Raw genomic sequence first — 16,229 nt, 5'->3', positions numbered from 1 at the left:
TACCGGGACATCCATCGCTGGTGGTCAGGGGCAGGTCAGACGCCCGCTCGGCGCCAGCCGTCGGCGGCCCGGGCGGCCCGTATCAGCACATCGCACAGTTCGCGCAATTCGGTCGCCCCGGCTCCCTCGTCGAGCGCCGTCACGACATCCTCCGCCGCGCATCGCACCTGGTAAACGCGGTCCGATAGGTCGGCCGCATCGTCGGCGGACAGCACCACCGCGTCCGCCGGCAGGGCCCCGGCCTCACCTCGGCTCAGCGAGGCACGTTGCTCGTACGCCCGCTGCCGGCAAGACTGCCGGCAGTACTGGCGGCGACGGCCCATCCCGGCGTCGGTGACGTCTCGACCGCACCAACGGCACGGCTGAGGGTGGGCGCGACGGGTCACGCCTGCCGACTTTAGTCCGCCGTCTCGCGTGGTCCGGGTATCATTGAGGGTCGCCGATGGTCGCGTCGCGTATCCCGCCTGTCGGCCTGGGAACTATGCAGACCGTCATAGCGTTTGCCAAACGGACAGAATTGCACCAAAACCCAGCGGAAGCCCAGAGGACCCATAAGGAGTAGCACGCATGGCTGATCGCGTCCTGAGAGGCAGTCGCCTTGGAGCCGTGAGCTACGAGACCGACCGCAACCATGACCTCGCGCCACGTCAGATCGCCCGGTACCGCACCGACAACGGCGAGGAGTTCGAGGTTCCCTTCGCCGATGACGCTGACATCCCCGGCACCTGGCTGTGCCGCAACGGCATGGAAGGCACCCTCATCGAGGGCGACCTGCCCGAGCCCAAGAAGGTCAAGCCACCGCGCACGCACTGGGACATGTTGCTGGAGCGCCGCAGTGTCGAAGAGCTTGACGAGCTGCTCAAGGAGCGCCTCGAGCTGATCAGGTCGCGCCGCCGGGGCTGATCCGCCGACCGGTTACGTGCGGTCGCTGGCCCGCGAGGTGCGCGCACGCGTCACGCGCCCCTCGACGCCCCATCGAGTGACTTTGACCAGCGCCTCGCGAAGGTTCGATCCGCTCATTTTGGAGACGCCGAGTTCACGCTCGGTGAAGATGATCGGCACCTCGACGACGACGAACCCGTTACAGATGGTGCGCCAGGTCAGGTCGATTTGAAAGCAGTATCCCTTGGAGTCCACACCGTCAAGATCGATCGCTTCGAGAACTTCGCGGCGGTAGGCGCGGTAGCCGGCGGTGATGTCGTGGACGCCGATACCGAGCGCTAGCCGCGAATAGGTGTTGGCCGTCTTGGACAGGGCCAGGCGTCGCCACGGCCAATTTCGCACCGCGCCCCCCTCGACATAGCGGGAACCGATGGCCAGATCGGCTCCGGCGTCGACGGCTTCCAGCAAACGGTGCAGCTGTTCGGGGGCGTGACTGCCGTCGGCGTCCATCTCGACGAGCACCGAGTACTGCCGGCTCAAACCCCAGGCGAATCCCGCCAGGTATGCCGCACCCAGGCCGTCCTTGGCGGTGCGGTGCATGACGTACGTGCGACCGGGATCGGCCGCCGCCAGTTCGTCGGCAAGCTCGCCGGTGCCGTCGGGGCTGCTGTCGTCCACGATGAGCAGGTGCACGTCTGGGCACGCATCCTTCAGTCGCCGGTGAATCACCGGCAGGTTCTCCCGCTCGTTGTACGTGGGGATGATCACCAGGGCGCGCTGGCTGGGACGGTTGCCCGGGGCTTGCGGGGCCGACTGGCCGGTGGTCATGTAGCTCCTCTGTGTCGCCCGAGATAACGCGGGAATCGGCCGCTCCCGTGGAGCGGAGTGTAGTCACCGCCTTTACCTGGCGGCGTGTGATCGTCACCCTCGTCGGGCGCACTGTCTTGAGGTGTCTCTGCGTCGCCTTCGTCAGGCGCGGGTTCGTCCGGGGGCGCACCGGCGTCTTCCCCTTCAGCCCGAGGCCGACGCGCGAACCATCCATTGTGCCGTATTCCGGCCAGAATGGCCGCTCCGGCCGACAGCACCAAAACCCACTGCACGATCGGACCCCAGCGGGTTGCCGGCGTCAGCTTCGTCTTGAGGCGCACCTGCATGTCCAGATATGCAGGCTGGAAGAAGTCGGTGCGTACCAGCTCGACGCCGTCTGGCGCGATCAACGCACTGATCCCGGTGGTACCGGCCACCACGACGTATCGGTCGTGCTCGACGGCCCGGACCTTGGCGAACGCCAGCTGTTGTTCGCTCATGGCTTTGTTGAAGGTGGCGTTGTTGCTGGGTACCGCGAGCAACTGGGCACCGTTCAGGACCGCTTTTCGCGGGGCGCGGTCAAAGATGACTTCCCAGCAGGTAGCCACCCCGACCGGCACCCCGGCGATCTGCACCACACCGCTGCCTTTGCCGGGCGCCATATGGCCGGCCCGGTCGGCATACCCGGAAAGATGCTTGAAGAGCCACTGCATCGGCAAGTACTCGCCGAATGGCTGCACGATTTCCTTGTCGTGGCGGTCGGCCGGCCCGGTGGCCGGGTTCCACACGATCACCGTGTTCGTGTATTGAGGATTTGCTTGCGCGGGACCTGGCAGATCGAGCACGGTGCCGACCATTATCGGCGCGCCGATCGCCGTGGCGGCTTGCGCGATCTGTTGCGCGGCGTCGGCGTTGACGAGTGGGTCTATGTCCGACGAGTCTTCCGGCCAGATCACGAATTGAGGTTGTGGGGCGAGCCCCGCATGCACGTCCTCCGCCAGCCGCAACGTCTCCCGGACGTGGTTGTCCAGCACCGCTCGGCGTTGCGCATTGAAGTCGAGACCCAGACGCGGCACATTACCCTGCACGGCTGCGACGGTGACTGAGGGTTCGCCACCCGATCCGGTGCCGGCGTGCCGCACCTGCGGCCACACGATCAAAGCGGCGAACAACACCAAGCAGATGCAGACGCCCGGCAGCACCACGGCCGGCGGCGCCGAGTGGGCGTCCTCGGTCGAGTCGTCGCCGCGCGCGTGGGTCCCGGTTTTGAACCACTTCACGATCTCCAGCTCGATCGCGGTCACGCTGAAACCCACCAGCATGACCGCCGTTGACAGCAGCGCGACGCCGCCGAGCTGGACCAACGGCAAAAACGGCCCTTGCGCTTGACCGAATGCCACCGATCCCCAGGGAAAGCCGCCGAACGGAAAGAGCGACTTCATCCATTCCTGGGCCGCCCACAGCAACGCGAACCAGATCGGCCAGCCAGGCAGCCGACGCACTATGACGGCGAACAGGCCGAACAGGCCGGGATAGAGCGCGCACGTCGTCGCCAGCACCAGCCAGGGCATGGCGCCCACCAGACTGCTGATCCAGGGCAACAGCGGCAGATAGAAGGCCAGTCCGAACAGGAACCCATAGCCCAGGCCACCAACTGGTGTGGTGGCCGGGTGCGTCAGCACCCAGGCCAGCAGCGCCGCGGCGACGACGGCGGCCCACCACCAGTTCGACGGCGGGAAGCTGGCGCACATCAGCAAGCCGGCCACGACGGCGAGCGCCAATCGTGCCAGCCGCGGCAGCATCGCGGCCCGAACGGCGGGCAGCCGCGCGATCGCGGCCGCGCTCAGCCCCGCCAGCGTGCGGCGTGTTACGGCGCCCAGCCGGTCGGCGACGCTCGGACCGTCGGGCGCGTTCGCGGGTTGATCGTCTCGCGCTTCCGACCCCGGCGAGTGGGTGGCCGGTTCCTGGTCGATGTGGACCTCGGTGGCCTCTTCGTCGCGCTCGGATTCGGCTTCATCGCTAATTGCGTCGGCGTCGGTGCGATCCGCGAGGTCCCCAGCCGCCGGGTCGACCTCGTAGGCCCGGTCGGAGCGCTCCTTCCGACCGAACCACTCCCTAGCCATGAATGACAGCCCCCCGATGCACGGTTTGCCGGCAACGCGGCAAGGCGTCGGCCAGGCCCATCCGCGGCAATGCGGGCACCCGGGAACGCGGGTCGGTGGACCAACGCTGAACGGTGTCGCGAGGTGGGTGGACGTCCAGGTCCCCGGCGTCCCACACGGCGTAGGAGGCCGGCGCACCGGGTACCAGGGTTCCCATCTGGCCGTCGCGCACACCGGCCGCCCGCCAGCCGCCACGGGTCGCGGCAGCGAACGCGGCGCGCGGCGAAACCGCACTGCCCGGAGTCCGATGATTGGCCGCCGCGCGCACGCTCACCCACGGGTCAAGACCCGTTACCGGGGCGTCGGAACCCAGCGCGAGGGGCACGCCTTGGGATGCTAACAGCGCAAGCGGGTTAAGTAGACTGCCTCGCTCGGGGCCGAGTCGCCGGGCGTACATGCCGTCGGCGCCGCCCCACAGCGCATCAAAATTGGGCTGCACGCTGGCGATGACGCCCCACGCGCCCAGTTTGGCGGCCTGGTCGGCGGTGACCATCTCCACGTGCTCGAGGCGGTGCCCGCACCAGGCGACCGCGGCCACCCCGAGGTCCGTGACGACCCGCTCGAAGGCAGCGACCACCGCCGAGACAGCGGCATCGCCGATGACATGGAAGCCCGCGGTCACCCCCGCTTGGGTGCATGCCCGCACATGAGCCTCGATGGCGTCGGGGTCCAGGTAGCAGGTGCCGACGCGGTCCGGGGCGTCGGCGTAGGGCTGGTGCAGCCAGGCGGTGCGCGAGCCTAGTGCCCCGTCGACGAACAGATCACCGGCCAGCCCGCGGGCTCCGGTCTCGCCGATCAGGGCGTGGGCCCGGGCGGGCGTGGTCACCGCCTCACCCCAGTAGCCGATCACCTCGACGCCATGATCGAGGCCACGCAGCCGCAGCCAGTCATCGAGGCCGCCGATTTCAGGGCCGGCGCACTCGTGGACCGCGACGATGCCGGCCGCCGCGGCGGCCTGCAGCGCCGCGGCTCGGGCTGCGGCCAATTGTCCGGCCGTCAGCAGGTCTCGGGCGACGGCCCGGACCAGGTGGTGAGCGTCGCCGACCAGCGGCCGCTCCGCGGCGAAACCGGTCGCCGCGGGTAACTGCGGGACCAGCCGCCGCAGTGCCGTCGAGGCCAGCGCGGAGTGGACGTCGACGCGGGCCAGGTAGGCGGGCCGGTCACCGAGCACGGCGTCCAGGTCGCCGGTGCTCGGCGGGGTGTTCTCGGGCCACGACGATTCATCCCACCCATGCCCCCATACCGGCTCGCCGGGGTGGGCGGCCGCATAGTCGGCGACCATCTGGACGCACTGCGCGCGCGACCTGGCCGGCCGCAAATCCAGACCGCCGAGCATCAGGCCGGTCGCCGTCAGGTGGATGTGGCTGTCGACGAATCCCGGCGTCACGAAGCCGCCGTCCAGATCCTCGACGTCGGCGCCCGGGAACTGGCTGCGACCGACATCGTCGCTGCCCAGCCACGCCACGACACCGTCGCAGACCGCCATCGCGGTCGCGTCGGGGTGGGTCGGGCTGTGCACGCGGCCGTTGACCAGCAGCTTGGTGCGAATCCCGTCAGTCTCGGTCACAGGGCAAAACTACGTGTAGCAGCGACGAAGGCAATCAGGTCGAGCCCGGTTACGATCCGGGCCGCCCTGGGGGCTGGTCGCCGACCTTCGGCAACGCAGGCGGCGCGAAGTCTGTCACGTCGATGACCTCGCCGTCGATGTAGTCGCGGCCATCGTCCGAGTAATCACGAGGGGACTCTGTGAAGACCGTCGTATGAGTAACCAGCGGCGCCCGCCCCTGCAAGCCGCGCAGCGCGATCGCAGTGAATCCGGGGCCGGCGACGGAGCGTATCGGCGGGACCAGCAGCAATATCCCCAACGCCGTGGTGACCAGCCCGGGAATGAGCACCAGCGCCGTGGCCACGGTGACCGCCGCGCCGTCGCCCAGAGTGCTCCGCGGTTCCTTCAGGCCAGACCGCATCTGCCCGAGTTGGCGAACAAGCTGCGAACCCGCCATCGGCGCCAAGAGACCCCACCCGAGCACAAAGGTGCCAAGCAGAATCAGCAGGGTCCAGCCCCACCCGATCGTCGACACCAGCGTGAAGATCACCGCCAGCTCGACGACGGCGTAGACGAGTAACAGCCGGCTCATCATGTGAGGCGAACGTCTGCGGGTCACGCTCGAGTTCCCCTAGTGGTGCGTATCGCGGCTGCAGTTAGATGACGTTATGACCACGATTCAGGTCGATACGCCCGACGGACCGATCGATGCGCTGCTCAGCCTTCCGCAGGGAGACGGACCGTGGCCCGGTGTGGTGGTGATTCACGACGCGATCGGCTACGGCCCGGACAAGGAGGCGAGCAACGACCGCATCGCCCGCGCAGGCTACGTGGCTCTGACGCCGAATATGTACTCGCGGGGTGGCCGCATCCGCTGCATCACTCGAGTCATGCGCGAGCTGATGACGCAGCGCGGCCGCGCCCTCGACGACGTTCTGGCTGCCCGCGATCACCTGCAGGCGATGCCGGAATGTACCGGGCGCGTCGGCATCGCCGGCTTCTGCATGGGCGGCCAGTTTGCCCTCGTCATGTCACCCAAGGGTTTTGGCGCCTCCGCCCCGTTCTACGGCACTCCCCTGCCCCGCAACCTCAGCGAGACGCTGGAGGGTGCCTGCCCGATCGTCGCGAGCTTCGGCGGCCGTGACCCGCTGGGTCGGGGCGCGCCCGACCGATTGCGCGAAGCGACCGAGGCTAAGAAAATAAAAACCGATATCAAGGCTTACCCCGGCGTCGGGCACGGCTTCGCCAACGCCCTTCCGGGCCAGCCGCTACTCCGCATCGCGGGTTTCGGCTACGACCGGGCCGCCACCGAGGACGCGTGGAGCCGGGTCTTCGCGTTCTTCTGCGAGCACCTGGCAGCGGGAGCGACGATCTAGCGTTGGTTTGCCGGTAAGGAGACGACGATGCGCGAAACGGCGACTGGGCGGCGTCCTCGGTGGATCCTCGCCGGTGTCGCCTTCGCCGCTTTGGCAGTGTTGATCGGCATAAGCGTGATCCTGTTTCGCCGTGACGAGCGCGCGCCCGTCCGAGAACCCGTGCAAGGCGTTGCCACCCGCCCCGTTCCTGCAGCCGAGTTCAGCCCCGCCGAGCAAAAGATCGTGGGACTGCTGCCCGCGGGGTACACCGCCAGCGCCTGCGCGCGAGCCACCAACCCGTTTCCCAGTGCGATCGCCAGCCTGGACTGCAGTCAGGCCGGTTCGGAGAATCCGACCTACGCGCGCTTCACGCTCTACGACGACTTGGATGCGCTGACCGGCGACTTCCAATCGACAACCGATGGCATGGCGGTGTCGCCGTGCCCGGGAGGAAAGGCATCGCCGGGCACCTGGACCTTCGGCCCAGATCCGAGCCACATCGACGGCAAAATCGTTTGCGGCAGCATCGAAGACCGCCCCGATATCGCATGGACCCGCGACGCTCAGCTGCTACTCACCACGGTCAACGGAGGACCGGACCTTAACGTCCTGTACCAATGGTGGCAGCGGTTCGGAAACGTCGCACAACAATGAAAAACCGCTGCAAAGCCGCCGACAAATATCGTGCCCGTTGGGCAACGTTATGAGATCGAGTTCAGCTTCTGCGACAAGACGGTCGCGAAGGTGTGCGTGTCGCCGGGCCAACGCGCCGACACGTAGCCGCCGTCGTCGACGACGAACGCCGGCCGCGAGTCGGTCAACGTGTCCCGCACCATTCCCGACGACTTGAGCCACCAGTGCGGCGATCCGCGGACGACGTCGCAGAAATCCGCCGGATCTTTTAGGGCGCGAGTGACTTCCGACTGTACGGACATGTACCCGCCGGGCTGGCCGGGCTCCTCGGTATAAGTCCTGTAGTAGTCGGGATCCCAGAATCGGGTGATCCGCGTGAGCTGCCAGGCCAGGCGCTCCATCGCCCAGGTCAACGACGTGGTCTTGCGTCCGTAGAGCACCGAGTGACCCGTGCCGGGGTCAACGCTGCGCGCGGCCAGCAGCACACCGTGACAGATCGCGGCCACGATCACCCCGCCGGCGAAGGCGTCCACGACGAGCCGCTGAAGTATGTCGCTGTCGATATAGCTGCGCATTCCGCGGGCACGATGTCCGCCGGGCAACAGCAGCGCGTCGATGCCATCGAGGGTGGCGTTGGCCCAACTGACCGGGTGCTGGTACTCAGCTGACCGCAGCATGTCCCGATATGCGCTGCGGCCGTCCTTGTTTGCCCGCAGCATCAGCCCGATCAGCGGAACGGCGCCCAGCACCGGTAGCGCGGACCAGGCGTCCAACCCGCGCCCGGTCACCATGATTTCGTCGGCCACGCCGGGCGTGCCGCTCTCGGTGGCGAAGACCACCCGGTGACCGTTCCGGGTCAAGACGCGCCAGCTGACGGCCACCTCGGTCGGGTCGAAGTCGCGGTCCGGGATCGGAATCAAGACGGTGCCCATGGGCGCTAGCTTTGGGCCACTCTGAGCTCGACACCGACGTTGTTTTTCACGCCGCCACGCAGCTTGCTGAAGAAGTTGAATACCTTGCCCACGATGCCGTAACGCCTGCCGATTGCGTCGTAGACGGCGGGCGTGTGTGACGCGTCGAGGATGGCCGCGGTACCCTCGACGGCCTCGCTTGTCGGGCGACCGCCCATGGTGCAGGTGGCCAGCGTGACGCGGGGCGTGTTGCGGATCCGCTTGACCTTCCACGAGTTTCCCTCGGTGATCACCACCAGCCGGTCGCGGTCAGCGGCGGCCCAGATCGGAGTGGGTTTCGGCCGGCCGTCCTTGGTGAAGGTGGTCAACAGGATGTATTGCGACTTGGCGAGATCGTCGAAAGTGGGCGTCACGGTGCCAAACCTACCCGCGAGCTGGGGGCACCGGACTCGGCGTTGACATTCTCGGCCATCGGCTGCGATAGTCAGCAGGCGTTAAACGAAAACGTTGTTTTCACTTAAGGGCTGGTAACACCGACCGAAGCGGGGAAACGTGAGCGCCCCAAAGAAGCCACTGGCATGGTTGCCGTTCTCGATCGCTGAGGCGGCGCTAACCGCGGATCCCGGCAACGTCGACCTGGCACAGGCGTGGTCCTACCTCTCGGACCGGCTTCGCCAAGCCGCGCAGCTCGTGCAATCAGACCCGGCAAGCCGAAATCGAGTCGATCTCGCCGCGGGCATGCGACATCTCCTCGTCCTGCTCGCCGCGGGTATCGATGAGGCGTTGCGGTTCGATGCGGATCCGATCCTGTCCGTCCAGCGCACCAGTACCGATGACATCGTGACCTGGGGAATGGAGTGCCCGGACTGCATCTACACCCGCGCCGTGCTGCGCGGCGGGGAGAGTTACCGACTGTTCGGCAATCGCGGCACCGCCCGCTACGTCGGGCTGCAGACGATGAACGGGATCGCGACAACGGCGAACGAACTGGTCGACGAACTCGAGGTGGATCCCGACGGGAACTTCGAGGTGGTGCTGTCAGCCTCTGAGCGAGTGGGAAATTGGATGCGTATCGACGGCGACCATCCCACGTTGACGGTGCGGCACTTCTTCTACAACTGGGACACCGAAGTGGCATCGTCGCTGCGCATTGAGCGGCTCAGCGACGCGGTGGAGGCCACCAGCCGTGCGGTCGATCCGGACGTGGCGGTGACCAGCCAGCTCGTTGCCCTCGGCGACTTCGTCCAGGACAACCTGGCGTTCTTCTTGCAGTTCGGTGCGGCGGCGCCGCCGAACGGCTTCTTGCCGCCGATCGACCGCACCGATATCGGAGCGGCCGCGGAGAACAGACCGGTGATCGGTCGGTGGGAGCTGCGCCCCGACGAGGCGCTCATCGTCGAAGTGGTACCGCCGGAAGGTATTTACTGGAGTTTTTCCGTCGGTAATCCGTGGTGGGAGACCATCCATTACGGGCGACACCAATCCAGCCTGAACGCCCATCAGGCCGTGGTCGATTCCGACGGCCTCGTGCGCGTGGTGCTCTGTGCTGACGACCCCGGGGTGGCCAATTGGCTCGATACCGCCGGCCACAGCAACGGTCCCATCATCCTGCGCTGTGTGCGCACCAAAACCGCGCCGACACCGTCGACGCGGGTGGTGGGGTTCGACGACCTTCCTGCGCAATTGCCTTCGGACACAGCGAAGGTCACCCCAGAACAGCGGACATCCATCCTCGCGGCACGCCGCCGCGCAGTGCGGGAAAGGTTCGGACAGTGACGTTCGACGCTGACGAGTTGGAGGAAGGCGCCTGCGCCGCAACCGGTCTCGAGGATTTCGGTTCGCCCTGCTATCGCGAGGGGCTCGAACGCATCGTTGAAGCTCTGAACACCGAGGCGGACCTCAACGACATCGGACGGGTCATCCAGCACGCCACCATCAGCAACGCCCTGATTCAACGCCTCAGGATCGAGGACACCTACGCTCAGCACCCCGAGATCGACGACCAGGTAGTTGGCGGACCCGTCTTCGTGATCGGATTGCCCCGCACCGGGACCACCGCGCTTAGCCAACTGGTGACTGCCGATCCTCAGTTCCGTTCGCTACGGATGTGGGAATCCCAGGCACCCACCCCGCCGCCGGAGACCGCAACTCAACACACCGATCCGAGGATCGGGCAGGCCGAGGCCGGCCTGCAGATGCTCGACGACATGTTCCCGCTGATGAAGACGATGTACAACTCCGAACCAACGGCCCCGACCGAATGCCAGGACCTGATGGGCATGAGTTTTCGTACATTCCACTTCGACGGCGCCGTCCGCGCACCCGGATACCTGGCGTGGCTGATGGATTGCGACATGCGCGAGACGTACACGTTTCACCGGCGGGTGCTCAAGCTCTTGCAATGGCACTGCCCGCCAGTTTTATGGCACCTCAAGACCCCCGTGCACATGTTCGCCCTGGACGCGCTCGTCGAGGCATACCCGAACGCCAAATTCCTCTGGAGTCACCGCGACCCGGCCAAGGTGATGGCCTCGGTGTGCAGCCTCATCCAGTACGTGCGCAGCTGGAGTAGCGACCGAAACGACGCCAAGGAGCTCGGCGCCGAGCAGGTCGACAGCTGGGTCGAAGGTGTCCGGCGGGCAATGGATTTCCGTAACCGGGTGGGCGACGACCGATTCGCCGACGTCTCCTTCGCCGATTTGCAAACCGATCCGGTACGTACCCTGCAAACCGGTTACGAGTCTCTGGGGTTGACCTTTACCGATGCCACCCTGCAATCGGTCAAGCAGTGGGCCGAGGTGCACCGACCCGGCTCTCGCGGTGTGCACGACTACGACCTGGCCGACTACGGCCTGACACCGGAGGGCGTCCGCGAGCGGTTCGCGGACTATCTGGCCACCTACGATGCCACCGCATAACCGCGTGAGCGCCCCGCGCATACGGCGACGCGACAAACAGGGTCCCGACCCCACTGTTCGCCGCGAAATCCTGGCCGCCGCATCGAAAACTCTCCGCGAACAGGGAGTTCGAGGGGTCAGCATCGCCGCAATCCTGGAACGAACCGGACTGGGCACCCGCGCGTTCTATCGGCATTTCGCTTCCAAGGACGACCTGGTGGCCGCGGTCTTCCTTGAAATGGCGCGAGTCGAAGAGCGGCGACTACGCCGCCGAATGGCGTCTGCCGCGACGGAGATCGATGCGGTGGCGGTGTGGATCGACGGACGACTCGACTTGGCGTTCGACGCCAATATCAGATCCGATTTGCGCCGCGTGTCGCTCGAGGCTCAATCGCAGATGTTCGCTTCCCCCAACCTTGTCCAGCCCGCGTACGCCGAATTGCTCAAGCCGCTGAGCGCGGCTCTTCAACGCGGCCTGCAGCGTGGGGTATTCCATGACATCGATCCGGTGACCGACGCGCAGGTCGTCCACGCCGTGGTGTGGGCGGGCATCGAGCGACAATGGAGGACCGGCGATTGTGACCGCGACGATGTCCGCCGGCGCGCGCTCCGTTTCTGCCTGCGCGGGCTCGGTGTGACAGCGGAGGCGATCGCCGAGGTTTCGCTTTAAGTAGCCGCAGACCGACCAAAGGGAGACATCGATGGACCTGGGTTTGACCGGATCGACGGCCGTTGTCACGGGCGGCAGCAAGGGGATGGGGCTGGCTATCGCCGAAACCCTCGCGGCCGAAGGTGCGAGCGTGGCGGTGATGGCCAGAGGCCGGGGAGCGCTCGACGCCGCCGTGCTGTCGCTGCGCGAGGCGGGCGCTCCGGATGCGGTGGGGATCAGCGTGGATATGGCTGATGCCGAGTCCATCGCCGACGGCTTCGCCGCAGTCTCGGAGCGTTGGGGCCGACTCAATAGCCTCGTCCACACGATTGGACCGGGCGACGGCTATTTCGAGCAGATGGACGACACACAATGGAACGATGCGTTCGCACTCGGCACGATGTCGGCTGTGCGATCGATCCGCGCCTCGTTGCCGTTGCTGCGCGCCGCGGATTGGGCCCGCATCGTGACGCTGTCCGCGCACTCGATTCAGCGGCAGAACCCGCGCATCGTCGCCTACACGGCGTCGAAGGCGGCATTGGCCAGCGTCACCAAGAATTTGTCGAAAAGCCTTGCTAAGGACGGTATTCTGGTCAACTGCGTGTGCCCCGGCACCATCGTGACCGCCAGCTTCACCGAAGTACTCAAGGACATCCTCGCCGCCGATGGCCTCGACGCCACTAATCCCGTTGATGTCATGACCTGGATCGACAACAACTTTCACCAGCCCTGTGACCTCGGTCGCGCCGGACTTCCCGAAGAGGTCGCTTCCATTACCGCCTACCTGGCATCCCGGCGAAACGGCTACGTCACCGGCGCCGCGGTCAACGTGGACGGCGGGTCCGACTTCATCTGACACACTGCCCGCTCGTGCCGAGTGTGCGGCCAGCCGCACGTTCGGTGCCGAGTGTGCGGCCAGCTGCACACTGGCGTGGGGCGGCGATCTCCGAACCCGCGGGAATCAGCCCTCCAGCTCGCCCTCGGTTTCCAGCAGCGCCTGACGCAGCCCGTCGAGTGTTTCCGGTTGCGGGGCCGCCCACATGCCGCGCCCGGCCGCCTCCAGCAGCCGTTCGGCCATGCCGTGCAGCGCCCATGGGTTGGATTCCGCCATGAACTTGCGGTTCTCCTGATCCAGCACGTAGCGCTCGGTCAGTTGTTCGTACATCCAGTCGGCCATCACCCCGGCGGTGGCGTCATAGCCGAACAGGTAGTCGACGGTCGCCGCCATCTCGAATGCACCCTTGTAGCCGTGCCGGCGCATCGCCGCCATCCAGCGCGGATTGACCACGCGGGCGCGGAATACCCGGGTGGTTTCCTCCGACAAGGTGCGGGTGCGGATCGCGTCGGGTCTGGTGTTGTCGCCGATGTAGGCGGCCGGAGCCTGCCCGGTCAACGCGCGCACCGTGGCGACCATGCCACCGTGGTACTGGAAGTAGTCGTCGGAGTCGGCGATGTCGTGTTCGCGGGTGTCGGTGTTCTTGGCGGCCACCGCAATCCGCCGATACTGGCGGTTCATGTCGTCGATCGCCTCGCGACCGTCCAGGTCGCGCCCGTAGGCGAATCCGCCCCAGGCGGTGTACACCTGTGCCAGGTCGGCATCGTCGCGCCAGTTGCGGCTGTCGATCAGTTGCAGCAGCCCGGCACCGTAAGAGCCCGGTTTGGAACCGAAGATCCTTGTGGTGGAACGCCGTTGATCACCGTGCTGGGCCAGGTCAGCCTGGACGTGGGCGCGTACGTAGTTGTCGTCGGCCGGCTCGTCGAGATCGGCGACCAGCCGCACCGCGTCGTCGAGCATGGTCACCACGTGCGGGAAGGCGTCCCGGAAGAACCCGGAGATGCGCACGGTGACGTCGATGCGCGGGCGGCCCAGCTCGGCCGGCGGAATCGAGGTGAGCCCGACGACCCGTCGTGATGCGTCGTCCCAGACCGGCCTGACACCCAGCAGCGCCAGGACTTCGGCGATGTCATCCCCCGCCGTGCGCATCGCCGAGGTGCCCCACACCGACAGCCCAACCGATTGCGGCCACTGCCCATGGTCGTCGCGGTAGCGGGCCAGCAGCGAATCCGCCAGTGCCACGCCGGCTTCCCAGGCCAGCCGGGACGGCACCGCTTTGGGGTCGACGGAGTAGAAGTTGCGCCCGGTGGGCAGCACGTTGACCAGGCCGCGCAGCGGTGACCCCGACGGGCCGGCCGGGATGAACCGGCCGTCCAGCGCCCTTAGCACCTGATCGATTTCGGCGGCGCTGCCGGCGAGTCGGGGCACGACTTCGGTGGCCGCAAACCGCAGCACCGCCGCGACGTCGGCGTTGTCGGCGAGCCGTTCGGCAGCGTCGGGATCCCAGCCGGTGGCCTGCAGGGCCGCGACCAACTCCCGGGCCGCGGCCTCGACCCGGTCGACCGATACCCGTTCGTCGGTGCCGTCCTCGGCCAGGCCCAACGCCTGTCGCAAGCCGGGGATGACGTGTTCGCCGCCGAACAGCTGACGGGCCCGCAGGATGGCCAGCACGAGGTCGAGTTCGGCTTCTCCCGTTGGCTTTTGCCCCAAGATGTGCAGCCCGTCGCGGATCTGGACGTCCTTGATCTCACACAGCCACCCGTCGACATGCAGGATCATGTCATCGAACGCGTCCTCGGCGGGCCGTTCGGTCAGGCCCAGGTCGTGGTCCATCTTGGCGGCCCGGATCAGCGTCCAGATCTGCTGGCGGATGGCGGGCAGCTTGCCGGGATCCAGCGCGGCGACGCTGGCGTGCTCGTCGAGCAACTGCTCCAAACGCGCGATGTCGCCGTAGCTTTCGGCGCGCGCCATCGGCGGGATCAAATGGTCGATGAGCACCGCGTGCGCTCGCCGTTTGGCCTGGGTGCCCTCGCCGGGGTCGTTGACCAGAAACGGGTAGACGAGCGGCAGGTTGCCCAACGCCGCGTCGGATCCGCAGGCTGCCGACATGCCCAGCGTCTTTCCCGGCAGCCACTCCAGGTTGCCGTGCTTGCCTAGGTGCACCACGGCGTGACACCCGAATCCAGCATCCAGCCAGTGGTAGGCGGCCAGATAGTGGTGGCTGGGCGGCAGGTCCGGGTCGTGATAGATGGCAACCGGGTTCTCGCCGAAGCCGCGCGGTGGCTGCACCATCAGCGTCACGTTGCCCGCTTGCATTGCGGCGATGACGATCTCGCCGTCGGGGTCGTTGGAGCGATCGACGAACAGCTCGCCGGGCGGCGGTCCCCAATGCCGTGTGACCGCATCGCTCAGTTCGGCGGGCAGGGTGGCGAACCAGTCGCGGTAGTCCCTGGCGGACACCCGGATCGGGTTGCCGGCCAGTTGCCCGTCGGTGAGCCAGTCGGGGTCTTGTCCGCCCCGTTCGATCAGGGCGTGCATCAAGGCGTCGCCATCGTTCCAGCCGTCGGAGTTGTCCACACCGGGCAGATCGCCCACCCGGTAGCCGCGCTCGCGCATCGCCCGCAGCAGCGCGACCGCGCTGGCCGGGGTGTCCAGGCCGACCGCGTTACCGATGCGGGCGTGCTTGGTGGGGTATGCCGAGAACACCAGGGCCACCCGTTTGTCCGCCGGCGCGACATGCCGCAGCTGCGCGTGCCGGATCGCCAGCCCCGCGACCCGCGCGCAGCGCTCCGGATCGGCGACATAGGAGATCAGCCCGTCGTCGTCAATCTCTTTGAATGAGAACGGAACCGTGATGATGCGGCCGTCGAACTCGGGCACCGCCACCTGGGTGGCCACGTCGAGCGGGCTGAGTCCGTCGTCGTTTTCAGCCCACTGACGCCGAGGGCTGGTCAAACACAAACCCTGCAAGATCGGGATGTCCAGGGCCGCAAGGTGCTCGACGTTCCAGCTGTCGTCGTCGCCACCGGCCGCCACCGTAGCCGGCCTCAGCCCCCCGGCGGCCAGCACGGTCACCACCATGGCTTCGGCGTCGCCGAGCCGTTGCAGCAGTTCGGGCTCGGCGGTGCGCAGCGACGCGCAGTAGACGGGCAGCGGTCGGCCGCCGGCATCTTCGATAGCGTCGCACAGCGACTCGATGTAGGCGGTGTTGCCGGCCAGCTGCTGGGCGCGGTAGTAGAGCACCGCGATCGTCGGGCCTTCGGTGTTGCCGGCATTCGGCCGCTCCAGCTCACCCCAGGTCGGCGTCACCACCGGCGGTGCGAACCCGAAGCCCGTCATCAGCACCGTGTCCGACAGGAAGGCGTGCAGCTGGCGCAGGTTGTCCACGCCGCCGTGGGCCAGGTAGATATGGGCCTGCACCGCGATGCCGGCCGCCAGCGTGGACAGGCCGGTCAACTCGGCGTCGGCGGCTTGCTCGCCGCTGACCAGCACCGTCGGGACACCGCTGGCGATCACCGTGTCGATGCCGCTCTGCCAGGCGCGGTAGCCGCC

At 67.2% G+C, this 16,229-nt stretch carries 13 protein-coding genes and 1 pseudogene; 7 read left to right on the top strand and 7 right to left on the bottom strand.

Going from position 1 to position 16,229, the window contains the following annotated elements:
• Window positions 1-35: 35 nt before the first annotated feature.
• On the bottom strand, window positions 36-386 hold the full coding sequence (locus ACLP4W_RS30545) for a hypothetical protein (protein WP_442391399.1): 351 nt from the start codon (window positions 384-386) through the stop codon (window positions 36-38).
• 181 nt (window positions 387-567) lie between these two features.
• On the opposite strand from ACLP4W_RS30545, the gene rbpA reads away from it, so the two are divergent.
• Window positions 568-903 carry an RNA polymerase-binding protein RbpA gene (gene rbpA, locus ACLP4W_RS30540; protein WP_442391397.1) on the top strand — a complete coding sequence of 112 codons (336 nt, stop codon included), beginning with the start codon at window positions 568-570 and terminating at the stop codon, window positions 901-903.
• Window positions 904-915: 12 nt separating this feature from the next.
• Here the strand turns inward: rbpA and lnt are convergent.
• The 3 genes and pseudogenes from lnt to ACLP4W_RS30525 form a co-directional block, all read right to left on the bottom strand.
• A pseudogene (gene lnt, locus ACLP4W_RS30535) lies at window positions 916-3,491 on the bottom strand (apolipoprotein N-acyltransferase).
• 313 nt (window positions 3,492-3,804) lie between these two features.
• Window positions 3,805-5,337, bottom strand: coding sequence for an amidohydrolase (locus tag ACLP4W_RS30530; RefSeq protein WP_442391419.1), 1,533 nt, complete (start codon window positions 5,335-5,337; stop codon window positions 3,805-3,807).
• A gap of 130 nt (window positions 5,338-5,467) precedes the next feature.
• Window positions 5,468-5,992, bottom strand: coding sequence for an FxsA family protein (locus ACLP4W_RS30525; RefSeq protein WP_442391417.1), 525 nt, complete (start codon window positions 5,990-5,992; stop codon window positions 5,468-5,470).
• Window positions 5,993-6,065: 73 nt separating this feature from the next.
• Between ACLP4W_RS30525 and ACLP4W_RS30520 the strand changes: the two genes are divergently transcribed.
• Complete coding sequence (locus ACLP4W_RS30520; RefSeq protein ID WP_442391395.1) at window positions 6,066-6,773, top strand: dienelactone hydrolase family protein; 708 nt, start codon at window positions 6,066-6,068, stop codon at window positions 6,771-6,773.
• 27 nt (window positions 6,774-6,800) lie between these two features.
• Window positions 6,801-7,406, top strand: a complete 606-nt coding sequence (locus tag ACLP4W_RS30515) for a hypothetical protein (protein ID WP_442391393.1) — start codon at window positions 6,801-6,803, stop codon at window positions 7,404-7,406.
• Between the two features lie 47 nt (window positions 7,407-7,453).
• Here the strand turns inward: ACLP4W_RS30515 and ACLP4W_RS30510 are convergent, their stop codons facing one another.
• Both ACLP4W_RS30510 and ACLP4W_RS30505 read right to left on the bottom strand, forming a co-directional pair.
• On the bottom strand, window positions 7,454-8,317 hold the full coding sequence (locus ACLP4W_RS30510; RefSeq protein WP_442391391.1) for a type 1 glutamine amidotransferase domain-containing protein: 864 nt from the start codon (window positions 8,315-8,317) through the stop codon (window positions 7,454-7,456).
• Window positions 8,318-8,322: 5 nt separating this feature from the next.
• Window positions 8,323-8,709 (bottom strand): PPOX class F420-dependent oxidoreductase, encoded by a 387-nt coding sequence (locus ACLP4W_RS30505; RefSeq protein ID WP_442391389.1) that lies wholly within the window; start codon window positions 8,707-8,709, stop codon window positions 8,323-8,325.
• Window positions 8,710-8,848: 139 nt separating this feature from the next.
• Between ACLP4W_RS30505 and ACLP4W_RS30500 the strand changes: the two genes are divergently transcribed.
• The 4 genes from ACLP4W_RS30500 to ACLP4W_RS30485 are packed head-to-tail and all read left to right on the top strand — an operon-like array spanning window position 8,849 to window position 12,698.
• Window positions 8,849-10,072, top strand: coding sequence for a DUF1214 domain-containing protein (locus ACLP4W_RS30500; RefSeq protein WP_442391387.1), 1,224 nt, complete (start codon window positions 8,849-8,851; stop codon window positions 10,070-10,072).
• On the top strand, window positions 10,069-11,214 hold the full coding sequence (locus ACLP4W_RS30495) for a sulfotransferase family protein (protein ID WP_442391385.1): 1,146 nt from the start codon (window positions 10,069-10,071) through the stop codon (window positions 11,212-11,214). Before ACLP4W_RS30500 ends, ACLP4W_RS30495 begins: the two co-directional genes overlap by 4 nt.
• A 4-nt stretch (window positions 11,215-11,218) precedes the next feature.
• Window positions 11,219-11,863: a TetR/AcrR family transcriptional regulator gene (locus ACLP4W_RS30490; RefSeq protein WP_442391383.1), complete on the top strand. Its 645-nt coding sequence runs from the start codon at window positions 11,219-11,221 to the stop codon at window positions 11,861-11,863.
• A 31-nt stretch (window positions 11,864-11,894) separates the two neighbouring features.
• The gene (locus ACLP4W_RS30485) at window positions 11,895-12,698 is read left to right on the top strand and encodes an SDR family NAD(P)-dependent oxidoreductase (RefSeq protein ID WP_442391381.1); all 804 of its coding nucleotides are present in this window, start codon (window positions 11,895-11,897) and stop codon (window positions 12,696-12,698) included.
• A gap of 105 nt (window positions 12,699-12,803) precedes the next feature.
• Here ACLP4W_RS30485 and cobN read toward each other — a convergent pair.
• Window positions 12,804-16,229: cobaltochelatase subunit CobN (gene cobN, locus ACLP4W_RS30480; protein ID WP_442391379.1), on the bottom strand; the 3,426-nt coding region annotated here is incomplete at its 5' end.

Origin of the sequence: Mycobacterium sp. (genome assembly GCF_052145595.1) — a bacterium.
Taxonomy (GTDB): Bacteria; Actinomycetota; Actinomycetes; order Mycobacteriales; family Mycobacteriaceae; genus Mycobacterium.
The sequence above is the reverse complement of the archived record's forward strand: the minus strand, read 5'-3'. Positions and strand labels throughout refer to the sequence as shown.